At 66.0% G+C, this 16107-nt stretch carries 15 protein-coding genes; 7 read left to right on the forward strand and 8 right to left on the reverse strand.

What is annotated here, in order from left to right:
• Nucleotides 1–10: 10 nt before the first annotated feature.
• Complete coding sequence (gene rpsJ, locus ACQP1G_RS42075) at nucleotides 11–316, reverse strand: 30S ribosomal protein S10 (protein WP_003938093.1); 306 nt, start codon at nucleotides 314–316, stop codon at nucleotides 11–13.
• Nucleotides 317–800: 484 nt separating this feature from the next.
• On the opposite strand from rpsJ, the gene ACQP1G_RS42080 reads away from it, so the two are divergent.
• The gene (locus ACQP1G_RS42080) at nucleotides 801–1277 is read left to right on the forward strand and encodes a hotdog fold domain-containing protein (RefSeq protein ID WP_433195682.1); all 477 of its coding nucleotides are present in this window, start codon (nucleotides 801–803) and stop codon (nucleotides 1275–1277) included.
• Between the two features lie 78 nt (nucleotides 1278–1355).
• Nucleotides 1356–2552: a lycopene cyclase family protein gene (locus tag ACQP1G_RS42085; RefSeq protein WP_433195684.1), complete on the forward strand. Its 1197-nt coding sequence runs from the start codon at nucleotides 1356–1358 to the stop codon at nucleotides 2550–2552.
• Nucleotides 2553–2591: 39 nt separating this feature from the next.
• Here the strand turns inward: ACQP1G_RS42085 and ACQP1G_RS42090 are convergent, their stop codons facing one another.
• Genes ACQP1G_RS42090 through ACQP1G_RS42100 form a run of 3 tightly spaced genes read right to left on the reverse strand, consistent with a single transcriptional unit; the run spans nucleotide 2592 to nucleotide 5262 of the window.
• Nucleotides 2592–3446 carry an ABC transporter permease gene (locus ACQP1G_RS42090; RefSeq protein ID WP_433195686.1) on the reverse strand — a complete coding sequence of 285 codons (855 nt, stop codon included), beginning with the start codon at nucleotides 3444–3446 and terminating at the stop codon, nucleotides 2592–2594.
• Nucleotides 3443–4225, reverse strand: a complete 783-nt coding sequence (locus ACQP1G_RS42095) for an ABC transporter permease (RefSeq protein WP_433209290.1) — start codon at nucleotides 4223–4225, stop codon at nucleotides 3443–3445. Before ACQP1G_RS42095 ends, ACQP1G_RS42090 begins: the two co-directional genes overlap by 4 nt.
• Before the next feature lie 35 nt (nucleotides 4226–4260).
• Nucleotides 4261–5262 carry an ATP-binding cassette domain-containing protein gene (locus ACQP1G_RS42100; protein ID WP_433195688.1) on the reverse strand — a complete coding sequence of 334 codons (1002 nt, stop codon included), beginning with the start codon at nucleotides 5260–5262 and terminating at the stop codon, nucleotides 4261–4263.
• Between the two features lie 433 nt (nucleotides 5263–5695).
• Between ACQP1G_RS42100 and ACQP1G_RS42105 the strand changes: the two genes are divergently transcribed.
• Nucleotides 5696–7219: an aldehyde dehydrogenase family protein gene (locus ACQP1G_RS42105; protein WP_433209293.1), complete on the forward strand. Its 1524-nt coding sequence runs from the start codon at nucleotides 5696–5698 to the stop codon at nucleotides 7217–7219.
• Between the two features lie 983 nt (nucleotides 7220–8202).
• On the opposite strand, the gene ACQP1G_RS42110 is transcribed toward ACQP1G_RS42105, so the two are convergent.
• Nucleotides 8203–9480, reverse strand: coding sequence for a TetR/AcrR family transcriptional regulator (locus tag ACQP1G_RS42110; RefSeq protein ID WP_433195690.1), 1278 nt, complete (start codon nucleotides 9478–9480; stop codon nucleotides 8203–8205).
• A gap of 163 nt (nucleotides 9481–9643) precedes the next feature.
• Between ACQP1G_RS42110 and ACQP1G_RS42115 the strand changes: the two genes are divergently transcribed.
• Together ACQP1G_RS42115 and ACQP1G_RS42120 are read left to right on the forward strand one after the other, a co-directional pair.
• On the forward strand, nucleotides 9644–10447 hold the full coding sequence (locus tag ACQP1G_RS42115) for an enoyl-CoA hydratase-related protein (RefSeq protein WP_433195692.1): 804 nt from the start codon (nucleotides 9644–9646) through the stop codon (nucleotides 10445–10447).
• Between the two features lie 92 nt (nucleotides 10448–10539).
• On the forward strand, nucleotides 10540–11565 hold the full coding sequence (locus ACQP1G_RS42120) for an SDR family oxidoreductase (protein WP_433195694.1): 1026 nt from the start codon (nucleotides 10540–10542) through the stop codon (nucleotides 11563–11565).
• A 73-nt stretch (nucleotides 11566–11638) separates the two neighbouring features.
• Here the strand turns inward: ACQP1G_RS42120 and ACQP1G_RS42125 are convergent, their stop codons facing one another.
• On the reverse strand, nucleotides 11639–11995 hold the full coding sequence (locus ACQP1G_RS42125; protein ID WP_433195696.1) for a winged helix-turn-helix transcriptional regulator: 357 nt from the start codon (nucleotides 11993–11995) through the stop codon (nucleotides 11639–11641).
• Nucleotides 11996–12104: 109 nt separating this feature from the next.
• Between ACQP1G_RS42125 and ACQP1G_RS42130 the strand changes: the two genes are divergently transcribed.
• Together ACQP1G_RS42130 and ACQP1G_RS42135 are read left to right on the forward strand one after the other, a co-directional pair.
• Nucleotides 12105–13037, forward strand: coding sequence for a zinc-binding dehydrogenase (locus tag ACQP1G_RS42130; protein ID WP_433195698.1), 933 nt, complete (start codon nucleotides 12105–12107; stop codon nucleotides 13035–13037).
• Nucleotides 13038–13047: 10 nt separating this feature from the next.
• Nucleotides 13048–13455, forward strand: coding sequence for a nuclear transport factor 2 family protein (locus ACQP1G_RS42135; RefSeq protein ID WP_433195700.1), 408 nt, complete (start codon nucleotides 13048–13050; stop codon nucleotides 13453–13455).
• Here the strand turns inward: ACQP1G_RS42135 and ACQP1G_RS42140 are convergent.
• Nucleotides 13452–14702 (reverse strand): Nramp family divalent metal transporter, encoded by a 1251-nt coding sequence (locus tag ACQP1G_RS42140; protein ID WP_433195702.1) that lies wholly within the window; start codon nucleotides 14700–14702, stop codon nucleotides 13452–13454. The two genes, ACQP1G_RS42135 and ACQP1G_RS42140, sit on opposite strands and share 4 nt — an antisense overlap.
• 256 nt (nucleotides 14703–14958) lie before the next feature.
• On the reverse strand, nucleotides 14959–15948 hold the full coding sequence (locus tag ACQP1G_RS42145; protein WP_433209296.1) for an alpha/beta hydrolase: 990 nt from the start codon (nucleotides 15946–15948) through the stop codon (nucleotides 14959–14961).
• Nucleotides 15949–16107 lie beyond the last annotated feature (159 nt).

The following is a 16107-nucleotide window of genomic DNA, read 5'->3' on the forward strand; positions in this document are numbered from 1 at the left end:
CGAGTCCCCGTCACTGAATGTTGACGTCGACGCTGGCCGGGAGATCGATGCGCATGAGGGCATCAACCGTCTTCGGCGTCGGGTCGAGGATGTCGATCAGCCGCTTGTGCGTCCGCATCTCGAAGTGCTCGCGCGAGTCCTTGTACTTGTGCGGCGAACGGATGACGCAGTACACGTTCTTTTCGGTCGGCAACGGCACCGGCCCGACCACACGGGCCCCGGTGCGGGTCACCGTCTCCACGATCTTGCGCGCGGACGCGTCGATCGCTTCGTGGTCATAGGCCTTGAGCCTGATGCGGATCTTCTGTCCCGCCACGCTAAGTGTCCTTTTCTCCGCTTATCGTTCGTGATCCGGAAGCCGGGCTTCCGTACCACCTTCAGTTGCACAGCCCGAACACACGAAGACGTCTCAGTGAGACCGCGACCGGGCACGCCCGATCATTCGCCGCTGTTCATCTGTCATGGTTCTCCGGTCCACGCGGTCGGGCGTGTCGCCCATCCGCTCATTCCTCGGCCCCGGTTCGAAACTTCACCTGGCCTGGAACGTTGTCCCGGACGTACCCGCACTGAAATCCAGTGAGGTACACGATTGGGTGTTGCTCGCCTCGCCACCCGCCACAGCCGCAGAACGGCATGACCCGGTGCAAGGCAACCCGAACAGTATGCCCGACGCCGTTGGCGACTTCAAATCCGCCCCCGCCCATCGCCGCGCCAGCAGGTCAGAGCATGAATCCCGGGCGCGCCCCGGCGAATACCATATCCTTACCGACACCGAACTTACTTCTGAGTAAGATAAGGGTATGACAAAGCAGACCGCGACCCATCGCATCTGGACGAAGCTGCCGGACAACCGGCTGGGGCACACCCTCTTCTCGCTGGGCATGGTGGCCCGGGTGCCCTACTTCGGAACGGTGCTGCCGAGCGTTGTGCGGCTGGAACCCGGGCTGTGCGAGGTGACCTCGCCGAAGTGGTTCGGCATCCACAACCATCTGGGCACCTACCACGCGATCGCGGCATGCAATCTGGCCGAGGTGGCGATGGGAATGCTGAGCGAGGCGACGGTGCCCGACACCCACCGCTGGATCCCCAAGGCCATGAATGTGCAGTACCTGGCGAAAGCCGAGACCGGGCTGCGCGCGGTGGCGCGGCTGGCCGAGGTGCCCGACTTCACCACGATCACCGAGGGGCAGGAGCTGGTCGTGCCGGTATCCATCTACGACAAGCACGGCCTCGAAGTCGTGCACGCCGACATCACCACCTGGGTCACCCCCAAGTAGGTAATGCCGCAGAAGGCGCGGCTGTGGGACGCGGGGCAGTGTTGCGGGCGAACTGTCGGAGCGGATTGAATGCGAAGCATGAGTGACAGGGCGGTCCGGGAATTCGACCTCTGCGTGGTCGGGCTCGGGCCGACCGGCCGGGCACTGGCGCATCGGGCGATGCGAGCCGGGTTCACCGTGGCCGCCGTTGATCCGCGGCCCGAGCGGCTCTGGCCGCCCACCTTCTCCTGCTGGATCGATGAGCTGCCGGAGTGGCTGCCGCTCAGTGCCATCGCCGGGCGCATCCCGAAGCCGACGGTCTGGACGAAGTCCGAGCACCGGATCGACCGGCCCTATTGCGTGCTGTCGAAAACCGGTCTGCGCGATGCGCTCACGCTCGACGACGCGAGCGTGCTCGCCGGTCGGGCCGTCCGGGTGGATGCCAATGAGGTGGAACTCGCCGACGGCACAATCCTCAGAGCGGCAACGGTTTTCGACACCCGCGGCTTGCCGACGCTCGGTCGGCGTCGAGCTGCCAGCGCGCACGGCATCTTCGTCGACGAAGCGACCGCCGCACCGATGATCGCCGAAGGTGAAGGGCTGCTGCTGGATTGGCGGCCCGAGAACGGCGCGGGTCCGGACGAACCGCCGTCGTTCCTCTACGCCGTCCCACTCGGCGACGGCACCGTGATCTTCGAGGAGACCAGCCTCGGCCTGCGTGGCGGTATGCCGCAGCACGAATTGCACAGACGCACCCTGAACCGCCTTGCCGCACACGGCATCCGACTCAAAGGCGATGAGCCGACCGAGGCCGCGCACTACCCGCTCGACCAGCCACCGCCGAAAAGGGGTACCGCCCAGGCGATTCCGTTCGGCTCGCGCGGCGGCATGATGCATCCCTGCACGGGCTACAGCGTCGCCGACTCCCTGGCCCTGGTGGATACCGCCGTCGAAGCCCTCCGGCAAGGCCGCGACCCCATCGCCGAACTCTGGCCGTGGCAGGCACGTCTCGTGTACTGGATGCGTATGCGCGGCCTCTGGGGCCTCGGGCGCCTGACCACCGAACAGTCCATCGCCATGTTCGACGCCTTCTTCAATGCCACTCCCCGCGGCCAACGCGCCCTACTCTCGGCCCACGACGACTACCCCGTCCTCGGCGCAATCCTCTTCAACACCGTCGCCCGCACCTGGCCCTTCCGCTGGCGCTATGACCTCGTCGGCTGGACCAACCGAAACCGTTGGCTCGACTACCCGTTCGCGGATGCGCCCGAAAGCAGCGAACGCCACGTCGGGTAACTCGCAGGAGTCACCGAACGTGGCGTTCGCGGCGCGGAATCAGGCGCCGGTTTCGGCGGCGCGCTGGTAGCCGCGGATGGCGGGGTAGGCGAAGAGCACTATCAGGCCCAGGACCCAGGCGACGGTCTTCAGCAGGGGTTCGGCGACGGTGCCGCCGTAGGACAGGCCCTTCATGGCATCGATGGCACAGCTCATGGGCTGGTTCGCGACCACGTCCTGGAGCCAGATCGGGTAGGCGAAGACCGGCACGAAGCCGGTGTTGAAGAACATCAACAGGGTGTTGATGATGCCGATGAGACTCACCAGCATGACGCCCTCGGTGATGGTCGCCAGTGCGGTGACGAGCACGGCGAAGCCGACGCCGAACAGCACCGGAATGCCGATCAGCGCGATTGCCGCGAGCGAGCCCTGGCCGAAGCGGAAGCCGAGGGTGAAGCCGACGGCGATCACGAACAGCGTGGTGACCAGCACCCGGACCGCCTCGGCAAAAAGCCTGCCGGTCAGTCCGGCCGCCCGGTGCACCGGCATGGTCCAGAAGCGCCCGAGCAGCCCGGTGAACTTCTCGCCCTTGAATCCCAGCGCACTGACCACCGCACCCGACATCGCGGCGACCAACGTGATCAGCGCGACCTGCCCGTAGATGCTCGGCATACCGGTGGCCGCGGTGATCGAATTGCCGAGCACGATGCGGAACATCAACAGCGTCAATGCCGGATAGACCAGCGTCTGAATGGTGGTCGCTGGATCGCGCGCCCACACCAGCAGCAGTCGCTTGCACTGGATCAGGCTGTGCACGACCCAAGTGGACAGCGCGCGTTCGGACGGCGGGGTGACCCGGGGCAGCACCTCGAACCCGTCGATCTCGGTGCGCTCCAAAGCCTCGACAGAACTCATGACCGCCTCACACTCGCCCAGATCGCCAACGGGGTGAAGACGATCGCCGCACCACCCAGCCAGACCAGCGGCACCCACAGCACATCCCAGCTCACCCCGTCATGGGCCATATCGCGCAGCGCGAAGGAGAACTGGGAGATCGGCTGGTTACGCACGAACGGCCGGATCCACATCGGAAAACTGCGCTCCGGGACGAATCCGCACGAGAGCATGCCGAAGATCAAAGTGGGCAACGTCAATGCCTGGCTCAGCGATTCCGGGCTCTTGGTCAGGCTGCCGAGCGCATCCGCGCCGACTGCGAGCACGGTCCCGACCGCGATCGAGAACACACAGAACAGCACGGCCTGACCGGCACCGGCGATGAACCGGAAGCCGATCATGTAGCCGAAGATGATCGCCGCGGTCAGCGAGGTGAGCGAACGAACCAGCCCGGCGGCGATCCGCGCGCTCAAGGGCACCATGGCGCCGATCGGCATCGTCTGTAGTCGGGTACTCAAACCGGTCAGCGCCTCGTACGCGGCCAGCTGTGCATTCGACATCATCGTGAAGGCCATGGTCTGCAGCACGATGATCGGCATGACGAACTGGGCATAGTCGATGCCCTGGAACTTCATCACGTACCGCAGCGGCAGATAGAAACCGAGCGTGAATACCAGCGGGGTGATCATCGCGACGATCAGTTCGCCCTTGGTGGCCATGGTCCGGACGATGCGTCCGGTCAGCGCCCGCCATTGCGCGAAAGAGGACAACCGGGCCGCGGGCAGCTCGGCGAAGAGCAGCGCCGGTTCGGCCTGCTCAACAGTTGCGGAACTCACTAGTGGCCGCCCGTATGGCCGGTGATGGACAGGAACACGTCATCGAGCGAGGGCCGCCGCAGCGCGATATCGGCCAACTGGATTTCGGCGCTATCGAGCCTGCGCAATGCCTCGGACAGGGTGGCGGCGCCATCGGGCGCCGGTATCGAAATCCGGTCAGCGCTATTGATTTCGGCGAGAACCGCGGCGGGCACCAGATCACCGAGCGCCTTGGCAGCCCTACCCAGCTGAGTCGGATCCAGCGGCACCACTTCGCAGTAGCTGCCGCCGGTCTTCTCCTTGAGTTCGTCGGCGGTGCCCTCGGCGATCACCGTGCCCTTATCGATGACGATGATGTTGTCGCTGAGCACATCGGCTTCCTCGAGGTACTGCGTGGTGAGCAGCACGGTGATGCCCTGATTCTTCAGCGCGGTCACCAGATCCCACACGCCCTGACGGCTGCGCGGGTCCAGACCGGTGGTCGGCTCGTCGAGGAATACCACCTCGGGGCGCACCACCAGTCCGCAGGCGATATCGACGCGACGACGCATACCGCCGGAATAGTTGCGCACCGTACGACGCCCCGCGCTCACCAGGTCGAATTCCTCGAGCAGGGTGTCGGCGCGCTTACGGGCGGCGGATTTACCGAGGCCCATGAGGCGGCCGAACAGCTCCAGGTTCTCGCGGCCGGAGAGGTTCTCGTCGAGGGCGGCGTACTGGCCGGTCATCATGATCGAGCGCCGCACGCCCGCCGGGTCCTTCAGCACATCGTGGCCCGCGACGACGGCGGTGCCGGAATCCGGACGCAGCAGGGTGGACAGCACTTTGACCATGGTGGTCTTGCCCGCGCCGTTCGGCCCGAGGATGCCCAGCACGCTGGCCCGCTCGGCGGTGAAGCTGATGCCCTGCAGCGCGTGCACATCGCCGAATGACTTCCGGACGTCGGCCACGACGACCGCGGCGTCACCACTATCGAGCGGTGGGTCGCTCGCGTGCGAATCCGCTTGGTTCAAGCTCGGCATCAACTCTCCACTGTTGTCTGATCGGCGGCGTTCGCGGGGCCGTGGGCGGCGACCAGGTCGCCGGACCTGGCCCTTTCGAGCGACCTGCGAGCGGTCGCCAGCGTTAGGCACGAATACGTCCCGGTTGGTGATCCCTGCCGCCAGGCGTGATGTTACCGGCCCGAGCATTTCGACATGGCCGAGCGCGCGATACCCACCGGTCCGAAACCTAAGTGTGTCCTTAGTCACATTTCCGGCAGCCGATCCGCCGCAGCCGAGATCGTCGCTGGTCGAGGCCGTCAAGGGCAGCGTAGGGGCGGTAGGAGTGCCTTGTCGGGCCGTCGCGGCGACCATAGTCTGCTAGTCGGGGGAACCCGCACTCACTCGTTTGCGGCAGCACCGCTTCGCCTGGCGTTCAGCGGTCTGCGGCGGATCGACCCTGCGAGAGGTGACCATGGCCGAGACCGCGCAGCCGAGGACGGCAGCGCATACGGGAGGATCGGGCCGACCGAACGTGCTGACGTCCTATGACCCGCGCACCGGCGAAATCGTCGGCAACTACGCCGTAATGGGCGCCGGTGAACTCAACCGCACCGTGCGCGCCGCACGCTCCGCCGAAAAGTGGTGGGCGGAACTAGGATTCAGCGCCCGCAAGCGCTGGCTACTGGACTGGAAACGCAGTATCGCCAGGCGCGCAGGCGAATTGGTGGAGATCCTCTGCGAGGAAACCGGAAAACCGGAGGCGGACGCGGCAATCGAGGTGATGCTCGCCGTCGAGAATCTGGATTGGGCGGCCCGCAACGCCGCCCGGGTACTGGATCGGCGCAAGCTCGGATCGACCTGGCTGAGCCGCAATCAGCACGCATCCGTCGGCTATCTGCCACTCGGCGTTGTCGGCGTGCTCGGCCCCTGGAACAACCCGGTCTCCACCCCGATGGGTTCGATCGCCTACGCGATGGCCGCCGGCAATGCCGTGGTGTTCAAACCCGACGAACTCACCACCGGCGTCGGAGTCTGGCTGGCCGACAGCTGGAACAAGCTGGCGCCGAATCAGCCTGTGCTGCAAGTGGTCACCGGTGATCACTTCACCACCGCGGCCCTGTGTCGCGCCAAGGTGGACAAGATCGCCTATGCCGGTTCCGATGCGGGTTCGCGCGAGGTGATCACACTGTGTGCGCAGACCATGACACCAGTGGTGGTCGAGCGGAATGGCAAGGGCACCATGGTGGTTCACGTCGACGCCAAACTCGACGAGGCTGCGGAGGCCGCCGTCTTCGGCGCGATGGCCAATGCGGGCCAGAACTCCACCGGCATCCAGCGGGCCTACGTCGCCAACTCCGTCTACGACCGATTCCTGGAACTGGTGGTCGAGCATGCGCGGCGGCTGCGCCCCGGCGCGGATAAGCGCGCCTCCTACGGTCCGATGATCCTGGAGCCACAGGTCGACGTGGTGCGCAAACAGGTACGCGATGCACTGGCCAGGGGCGGGCGCGCGGTGGTCGGCGGACTGGACTCGATTCGCGAGCCCTATATCGAACCCATCGTGCTCGCCGAGGTGCCGGAGGAGAGCGTCGCGATCACCGGTGAGGGCATCGGACCCGTGCTGATCGTCAACAAGGTCGCGAATATGGACGAGGCGGCGCGGCGGATCAACGCGGTCGGCAATGGTGTCGCGGTGGCGGTATTCACCCGGGATGTGCACGGCATCGAATCCTTCGCCGAACAGCTGCGGGTCGGCGTTGTGACCATCAATTCCTCGACCACTTACGCCGGGATACCCGCATTGCCGTTCGGTGGTGTCGGCGAATACGGGCAGGGGCACCATCACGGCGACCAGGGACTACGCGAGTTCAGCCGGACACTGGCCATCGCGCGCAAGCGATACCGCGCGCCGGTGAACCTGTCCACCTTCGACCGGCATTCCCGGCATCTGCGCACCGCGAAGGCCATCTTCCGGATGCGCCACGGCTCTGCCTGAGTTGTTGGCAGCGCCTTCGGCGCTGCGTGTTCGCGGCCCCCTTGGTCTCGCGTCCGAGCCGTCGAGACTCGCGCCTGCGGCGCATGCGCTTCGACGACTCGGACGCGAGACGGGCCGCGAACGGGTCGCTCGTAAGACTCGCTCCGTGGTGGTCGCGGGTGTGCGGATCGTTCAGCACCAGGTGTACAGCGGGCCCAGCGGTCGAAGCTCGTACCTTCGGCGCATGCGCTTCGACGACTCGGACGCGAGACGGGCCGCGAACGGGTCGCTCGTAAGACTCGCTCCGTGGTGGTCGCGGGTGTGCGGATCGTTCAGCACCAGGTGTACAGCGGGCCCAGCGGTCGAGACTCGTACCTTCGGCGCATCGCTTCGACGACTCGGACGCGAGACGGGCCGCGAACGGGTCGCTCGTAAGACTCGCTCCGTGGTGGTCGCGGGTGTGCGGATCGTTCAGCACCAGGTGTACAGCGGGCCCAGCGGTCGAGACTCGTACCTTCGGCGCATCGCTTCGACGACTCGGACGCGAGACGGGCCGCGAACGGGTCGCTCGTAAGACTCGCTCCGTGGTGGTCGCGGGTGTGCGGATCGTTCAGCACCAGGTGTACAGCGGGCCCAGCGGTCGAGACTCGTACCTTCGGCGCATGCGCTTCGACGACTCGGCCACGAACGGGTCTCGTAAGACTCACTCCGTCGGAGTCGCCGACGTGCGGATCGTTCGGCACCGGATGTACACCCGCACAGTGGTCGAGATTCGCGACTGCGATACATCCACTTCGACCACTCGGACACGACGCGGGCCACGAACGGTCGGTTGTAACTTGCTCCGTCGGGTCACCGAGATGCAGATCGCCAGTACCCGGTGTACAGCGACTCAGTTGTCGAGACTCGCGACTTGATCGCATCCGCTTCGACAACTCCGACGCGGGACGGGCCGCGGTCTCCTCGCTTGTAAGACCCGCTCCGTGGTGGCCGAACGTCAACTGTCAGCCGAGTAGAACGGCTTCCATCAAGGCGCATACACGTGCGATGTGCTCGGGGCGGGTGTTGAACTTTGTCAGCCTGCCTACGTCGATGATCTGCGCGATCGCGGCGTGTACGCGGAAGCGCGCCTCGACCGGATCGCTGTCGAGCAGGTTGGCCCACTCCAGCACGTTCTGGCGCTGGATGGCACGCAGCTTGTGTTGTTCGGCCGGTGGCAGATTGCTGAATTCGGCGTAGTAGACCGGCATTATCTCCGGCATCGAGAAGGTGAGCCGGGCTTGGCTGTAGGCGATGCGCCGGACCGCGTCGGGACGGCTGGTCGCCTCGGCCAGCGCCTCGGTGATGGCGATGGCCACCCGGTCGCCGGTGCGATGGAAGGCGGCGGCCAGCAGGTCGGCCTTGCTGGTGAAGTATCGGTAGACGCTGGAGGCATTGATGCCAACGGCCGCGCCGATCTCCTCGATGCTGGCCTCGTGATAGCCCTGGCGACCGAAGATCCGGATCGCCTCGATGAGCAACTGTTCGCGTTTCGAGGTGATCGGCAGACCACGGATGGCCGGTCCGGGATCGGGCTCGGTCGGTGCGGGCGGCAGCTCGGCGCGCAGGATCGACCAGCACATCTCGCGCAGCAGCGGCATCAGCCTGGCAGTGGCGAGCGTGGTGCGATGGGAGGAGATGCTGGCGATGGCGCTGAGCACCCCGGCAGCCAGCATCGCCACATCGGCGGGTGGCGCGGTGGGGCGCAATAGTCCGATCGGTTCGGCCAGCGTCGCGTTGAGCGCGTCATAGACCTTCCTGATCCGGGCCCGGTCCTCGGCCTCCAGGTAGCGCCGCTCCCAGCGGTACAGCCCGGCCTCGCGGCGGATGTCGATGGTGTGTTCGCTGAGCGCCTTGATCAGGGCGTCGAGCCTGGCCTGCGGTGCCAGGTTCGGATCGTCCGCGGCGCGTGCGATCTTCAGCAAGTGCAGTGCGCCTTCCTCGGCGGCCGCGACCAGCAACGCGTACTTGTTCGCGAAGTGGCGATACAGCGCGGGCCCTGAGATACCCACCTCGGCGGCGATCTCGTCGACGCCGACCGGGTAGTAGCCGCGGTCGCTGAACGCGCGCGCGGCGGCACGGATGATCTGGACCTTGCGATCCTTCGGGCGACGCCGCACCGCCTGGGCGGGTTCGGCTCCCGCCCTGGTCTCACCCGCGTTCGGCCGCCCGGAAGCCGTGTTGTTTCGAGCGACCCGCAAGCGATCGCCAGCGACGTCGACCTCGCTGCGATCCGCGACCATGTAGCTCTCCGTTCTGCGACGGCGCCGCTGTTGACAGCGCCGGACAAATCATCCTAAGTTAACCACAATTCGCAAAGTTAACCACTATTCATGGCCGCCGCGGCGACCTCCTACCGGTCGCTCGAAACAGCGGCCCCGCAGAATTCCAGACCAGGAGCATCACATGAGCAACCCCGATTCCGCGACCACCCCCGCGGGCTTCAGCGCCGTCCACGACGGCAAGGTGCTCCGGGTTACGCTCACCAAGCCGAAGCGGAAGAACGCCATCGACTACGACACGATGGTCGCCCTCGGTGACACCTTCCTGGCTGCCGCCGCGGACCGCTCGGTACGGGTAATCGTACTGACCGGCGCGGGCGGCGATTTCTGCACCGGTGCCGATCTTGCCGCAACCGCGTCCGAAGCGCAGCGCGGCATCACCTCGGACATGGTGATGGACGCGGCCAACCGGCTCGTGAAAGCCATTGTGGACGCGCCGATTCCGGTCATCGCCCGGGTCAAGGGCGCAGCCGCCGGTGTCGGTGTCGGCATCGCACTCGCCGCCGATCTGGTCTACGCCGCCGAGGACTCCTACCTGCTGCTCGCCTTTATCAATATCGGCCTGATGCCCGACGGCGGCGCGGCCGCCATGGTCGCCGCGGCGGCCGGACGCCCGCTGGCCGCCGAGATGGCGCTGCTCGGCGAACGGCTCCCCGCCCCCGCGGCCAAGGCGGCCGGAATGTTCACCGCCGTGCTTCCCGAGGCCGAACTCGACGCACAGGTGGAGGCCGCGGCCGCCAAGGTCGCCGCGGGCCCACGCCGCGCTCTCGAACTCACCAAGAAGGCGCTCAACGCGGCGACCCTTTCGGCACTGGATTCCTCGCTCGCCGCCGAAAAGTCCGGCCAGAGCGAACTGCTGCAGTCCCCCGACTTCATCGAAGGCGCGACCGCCATGCTCACCAAGCGCAAGCCGGTCTTCGCGGACTGATCTCGCCGACCAGGATCGTGATCCGCACTCCGTGCGCGGGCAAGTGATCCCGGGCACAGGCGTGCCCGAACAAGCGACTATGTTGATCGGCTATGGCTTACCTGGTTACCGGAGCAACTGGGTTTATCGGTCGGTTTCTTATTCCCGAGCTGCTGAAACGCGAGGGTGATATTCATGTGCTGGTGCGGCCGGGTACTGATTCGGCCGATCGGTACACCTGTTGTGCCCGGGAGTGGATGGGTGAGGATCGGGTGCGGCCGGTGCGTGGGGATCTCGGCGCGCCCGCGCTCGGCATTGATCCGGCCTGGCTCGCCGAGCACCGGGGGTCGATCGACCATATCTTCCATCTGGCGTCCAGTTATGACCTCACCGAGCGGTGCGGCGGCACCCGGAACGTCATCGATGTCGCGGAGAAGCTGAAAGCCGAACTGCTACATCACGTCTCGACAGTGGATGTGGCGGGCGGATTCGAGGGCCTGTTCACCGAGGATATGTTCGACGTGGGCCAGGTGCTGACCTCGCCGATGCAGCGGGCCAAATTCGAAGCCGAGAAGATCGTGCGCGACTCCGGAATGGGGTGGCGGATCTATCGGCCCTCGATAGTGATCGGACATTCGCGCACCGGCGAGATCGACCGGGTCGACGGGCCCTACTACTTCTTCCGGCTGCTGCGGATGGCAGCCCAATTACCGCGGATCCTGCCCGTGCTGGTGCCGAAGCTGGGCGAAACCAATATGGTGCCGGTCGATTTCGTAGCCCGTGCACTGGATCATCTTGCGCACCGGCCCGACTCGCACGCGACCACCTATCACCTGGCTGATCCGCGCAGACAGAGCGCGGCCGAGGCGCTGAATCTGTTCGCCGATGAGGCCGGTGCGCCGCATCTGGTGGAAGTAATGCCCAAGCGCACCCTCGACATGATGCTGCGGGTCCCCGGTGCGAGCTGGCTGCTACCCCGCGTCGGTGTTCCCCAGGATGTGTTGGAGCACAGCGAATTCAGCTGCTGGTTCGACTGCCGCAACACGACCGCCGCGCTCATGGGCACCGATGTCAAGGTGCCGCCGCTGGCCGCCTACGCCCCATTGATCTGGAAGTACTGGATCGAAAACTGGGTATGAGTTTTTGGCGGCGCGGGCGTCGCGTGTTCGTGGCCCCCTTGGTCTCGCGTCATGCGGCTGCTGATGCGGTGAGTTAGCCGACGGCGGCATATTCTGCTCGGGCCGTATTGATTTCGTCGATGTGTTCGGTGGCCCAGGCTCGGAGCACATCGACGGCGGCGCTGAGGCTGTGGCCGAGCGGGGTGAGGGTGTATTCGACGGTGACCGGCACGGTCGGATATACCGTGCGCGACACCATGCCGTCGCGTTCCAGACCGCGCAGGGTCTGGGTGAGCATTTTCTGCGTGATGCCCTGCACCTGTCTGCGCAGCTCCGAGAAGCGCAATGTGCCCGGCTGCAACGCCAGCAGCACCAGACCGGTCCAGCGTTCGCCGAGCCGGTCGAAGATCGCGCGCGACGGGCAGTTCAGGTTGAAGATGTCGTATGCCATGGGATCGTTGGTATCCACCAGGTACCTATACCACTAATTACTGCCTTCTTTCACCTGGAGACCAACCCTCCTAATGTCGTTTTCGTCGCAACGACCAGGAGGAATTCAGATGAAAGCCCTTGCCGCAACCGGTGATCGGACCTTGGTGCGGTTCGCCGACGCCCCCGAACCCGCGCCCGCCGCCGATGCCGCGGTCATCCAGGTCGAGGCGTTCTCGGTGAACCGCGGCGAAATCCTCGCCATGACCGGCGCCTACGGCACCCCCACCGCGCCGGGCACCGTAATGGGACAGGACGTGGTCGGCCGAGTGGTCGCGGCGGCCGCCGACGGCTCGGGGCCCGCCGTCGGAACCCGCGTGGTCGGCCATGCCGACGGCGGCGGCTGGGCCGAGCGGGTGCCGGTGCCGACCTCCGCATTGGTCGAACTGCCCGATGCGGTTCCCGCCACTACCGCTGCCGCATTGCCGCTCGCGGGATTGACCGCGCTGCGCCTGCTCCGCCATGTCGAAGCCCCGGCCGATAAGAAGGCGCTGATCACCGGGGCATCCGGCGGGGTCGGTCATTACCTCGTCGAATTGGCAACGGCCGCGGGCATCGCGGTAACGGCGGTCGCGGCCGCACCCGAGCGCGGCGCCCGGCTGGCCGAACTCGGCGCGGCGAAGGTGGTCCACGGTGTCGCCCATGCGGACGGGCCCTTCGATGTCATCTTCGAATCGGTCGGCGGGGACGTCTTCGCGGACGCACTCGCCCGGATCGCGCCCGGCGGCACAGTGCTGTGGTTCGGCCAGGCGAGTCTGCAACCGATCCGGCTCAGCTTCTTCGACTACCTCACGGTCACCCCGTTCACGCTGAAGCATTTCCCGCACTGGGTCGCCGACACCACCGATGCCGAAGACCTGCGCGTCTTGGTGGAGCTGACCGCCACCGGCCGCCTGCATCCTGAGCTCGGTAGGGTCGCCGACTGGGCCGAAACGGCACACGTGCTCGCCGATTTGAACAACCGCCGGATCCGCGGCAACGCGGTCCTCACCATCACCGCCTGAGGGAGCGAACATGTCGACCACCGAGCAGACCCGCACGACGATCCTGGCCTATATCGAGGCGCTCGGATCCGGCGATGCCGAACGCGCCGCCGCCTTCTTCACACCGGAATCGACCTGGACCCTGTTCGGCGAGTTGCCGACCGCGCGGACCTGGACCGGGCCGGAGGAGATCTTCGGGCAATTCGTCGCGCAGATGGTCGAGCGAATGGACCTGTCGCAGCCGATCGGTCAGGAAGTCCGAACGGTGCTCGCCGACGGCGCGCAGGCGGTCGCCGAATGGACCACCCGCGCGACCACCAAGGCGGGCGAGCCGTATGTCAACAATGTGGCGATCGTCTTCCGGGTCGAAGACGGCAAGATCGCCGAAGCCCGTGAGTATTTCGACACCGGCTATGCCCAGCGCACGCTATTCGCCTAGCCGCCCGTGACGGTCAGGTAGATCAATGCCACATTGAGCAGGCTGATGATGATGGCGACCAGCCAGGCCAGGCTCGTGGTCACCCGGTGGTTGACATCGTTGCCCATCAGACCGCGGTCGCTGGTGAAGCGGACCAGCGGGATCAATGCGAACGGGATACCGAACGACAGCACGACCTGCGAAATGATCAGCGCGCGTGTGGGATCGATACCGGCCGCCAGGATGATGATGGCCGGAACCAGCGTGACCAGACGGCGGGCCAGAAGCGGAATCTTGCGACGCAGTAGGCCTTCCATGATCATCGCGCCCGCATACGCGCCGACGGAGGTCGATGCCAGGCCGGAGGCCAGCAGGCCGATTGCCAGCAGTAGCGCGGCGACGGGGCCGAGCGCATCGCCGACGGCGGCGTGCGCATCCTCGAGGGTCTCGATATTCTCGCGGCCGCGCAAGGTGTTCGCGGCCATCAGCAGCATGGCCATATTGACCGTGCCCGCCAACACCATGGCGAGTCCGACGTCGTATCGGGTGATCCGCAGCAACCGGGTTCGCAGCGGGCCGACCTCGGGCTGACCGTGGCGGTCGCGGGCCAGTCCGGAGTGCAGGTACACCGCATGCGGCATGACGGTCGCGCCGATCATGGCCGCCGCGAGCAGTACGCTCTCGGAGCCCTGGAAGCGCGGCAGCAGGCCGCCGACGGTGCCGGCGGCCGACGGCGGCGATATCACCACGCTGGCCAGGAAGCCGATGGCGATAACGGCGAGCAGACCGGTGATGACCCGCTCGAACGGTTTCTGCCCGCGATGGTTCTGCACCAGCAGCAGCGCCATCGAGACCACACCGGTGACCAGCCCGCCGATCAGCAGCGGCAGATCGAACAGCAGCTTCAACGCGATCGCACCGCCGACCACCTCGGCCAGATCGGTGGCCATCGCGACCGTCTCGGCCTGGACCCAATAGGCAAGGCGCACCGGTCGACTCGACTTCGACCGGACCGCCTCCGGTAGTGACATACCGGTGACCAACCCCAGCTTCGCGGAGAGGAACTGCACCAGCCCGGCCATCACATTGGCCATCACGATGACCCAGACGAGCAGGTAGCCGAATTGGGCGCCCGCGCTGATATTCGATGCCACATTGCCGGGGTCGACATAGGCGATGGCCGCTACGAATGCCGGTCCGAGCAAGACGCTGACAGATCTCGCCCGGGTCGTCGCGTTACGCGCCGATTCGGCCAGGGTTGTACTCACAGAACAGAATTTTACGGGTTCCCGAACTTTTTGGTTGGTCTGTCCCGCTTTTCGAACGGGCAGGCCGGATTCAGGTGCCCCGACCGTCCTGTCGGCGGCCACCGGCCGGCTACCGCGCAAGTCGGCCCGTATCCGATGAGTTACCCGGGTACCTGCGGAAATCAGTCAGCGCCGGAGACCGGGTAAATACAAACCGACCGCCCTGATTGTGTCATAGAACACATCAGAGCGGTCGGTGTGGATCAGGCGGGCCGACTCAGAGGCCGAGACCCCGGGCCAGGGTGGGCCAGGAGGCGTGGAGCTCGTCGTTCCAGTAGCCCCAGGAGTGGGTGCCGGAGGGGCGGAAGTTGAAGGTCGCCGGGATGCCGAGCGAATCCAGCTTCGTCTTCATGTTGTTGGTGCAGTAGTTGGTGCCTGCCTCGATGACGCCGCCGATCAGGATCTGGTTGGCCAGACCGTAGGCGCCGGGCAGGGCGTACTGACCGTTCAGGGTGTCGTACGGGCCGGGCAGACCGTTGCCGGTCGAGATGTACAGATCCATGCCGCGCAGACCCTCGGCGTTCACGTACGGGTCGTTGGCCTTCCAATCCGGCGAACCGATGGGGCCCCACATGTTGTCGATATTGCCACCACCCCAGGTCTCGACGGTCAGCTTGACGAACTCCGAGCCGACCGGATCACTGGTCTGGGCGCAGCCACTGTAGGCGGCGGCGGCCTTGTACAGGCCCGGCTTGGCGATCGGCAGCGCGAGCACGGTGGTGCCCGAGGTGGACAGGCCAGCGATGGCATTGATGCCGTTGGTGCCCAGCGCGCCGTCGATCAGCGGCGGCAACTCTTCGGTGAAGAAGGTCTTCCACTTGTTGCGGCCGAGCGTGGGGTCGTCCTTGATCCAGTCGGTGTAGTAGCTCCACTTGCCGCCGATCGGCTGGACCACGTTGACGTTCTTGTCACCGAGGAACTTCAGCGCGTCTGTCTTGGCCACCCAGGACGCGTCGTCCTCGCCGCCGCCCGCACCGTTGAGCAGGTACAGGACGGGGCGCGGCACCGAGGCGTCGGCGGGGCGCTGCACATCGACCGGGAAGGTCCGGTCCATGGAGGCGGAGTAGACCTGGATGCGAATGCTGCGGTCGTCCTTGTACTCGGCCTTGGTGATCTTCGAGCCGTCGGGTGCGGTCGGATTCGCCAGCAGTGTCTTCGAATCCATGATCGGATCTGCAGTCGCCGTGGATGCGCCGAAGCCGGACATGACTCCCGCGAAAACCGCGGTTGCCGCGATCACCGCCGCTGCACGTGTGCCGCGACGCCGGATCAGACTACGCATCAATTTCACACCTTCACTTCGTATCGGGATTACGGGAGGGCTTCCCCGGCCGTCGGGGTCCGTACCAACGGCACCATGCCCGAC

Origin of the sequence: Nocardia sp. CA-107356 (assembly GCF_050946365.1) — a bacterium.
GTDB lineage: Bacteria > Actinomycetota > Actinomycetes > Mycobacteriales > Mycobacteriaceae > Nocardia.

What these genes read in the sequence shown, in the direction of transcription:
- ACQP1G_RS42145 (WP_433209296.1), bottom strand. Translation starts at nt 15,948, where the DNA reads ATGTCCGGCTTCGGCGCATCCACGGCGACTGCAGATCCGATCATGGAT.
- ACQP1G_RS42080 (WP_433195682.1), top strand. Translation starts at nt 801, where the DNA reads ATGACAAAGCAGACCGCGACCCATCGCATCTGGACGAAGCTGCCGGAC.
- ACQP1G_RS42090 (WP_433195686.1), bottom strand. Translation starts at nt 3,446, where the DNA reads ATGAGTTCTGTCGAGGCTTTGGAGCGCACCGAGATCGACGGGTTCGAG.
- ACQP1G_RS42100 (WP_433195688.1), bottom strand. Translation starts at nt 5,262, where the DNA reads ATGCCGAGCTTGAACCAAGCGGATTCGCACGCGAGCGACCCACCGCTC.
- ACQP1G_RS42125 (WP_433195696.1), bottom strand. Translation starts at nt 11,995, where the DNA reads ATGGCATACGACATCTTCAACCTGAACTGCCCGTCGCGCGCGATCTTC.
- ACQP1G_RS42120 (WP_433195694.1), top strand. Translation starts at nt 10,540, where the DNA reads ATGGCTTACCTGGTTACCGGAGCAACTGGGTTTATCGGTCGGTTTCTT.
- ACQP1G_RS42115 (WP_433195692.1), top strand. Translation starts at nt 9,644, where the DNA reads ATGAGCAACCCCGATTCCGCGACCACCCCCGCGGGCTTCAGCGCCGTC.
- ACQP1G_RS42085 (WP_433195684.1), top strand. Translation starts at nt 1,356, where the DNA reads ATGAGTGACAGGGCGGTCCGGGAATTCGACCTCTGCGTGGTCGGGCTC.
- ACQP1G_RS42130 (WP_433195698.1), top strand. Translation starts at nt 12,105, where the DNA reads ATGAAAGCCCTTGCCGCAACCGGTGATCGGACCTTGGTGCGGTTCGCC.
- ACQP1G_RS42110 (WP_433195690.1), bottom strand. Translation starts at nt 9,480, where the DNA reads ATGGTCGCGGATCGCAGCGAGGTCGACGTCGCTGGCGATCGCTTGCGG.
- ACQP1G_RS42135 (WP_433195700.1), top strand. Translation starts at nt 13,048, where the DNA reads ATGTCGACCACCGAGCAGACCCGCACGACGATCCTGGCCTATATCGAG.
- ACQP1G_RS42105 (WP_433209293.1), top strand. Translation starts at nt 5,696, where the DNA reads ATGGCCGAGACCGCGCAGCCGAGGACGGCAGCGCATACGGGAGGATCG.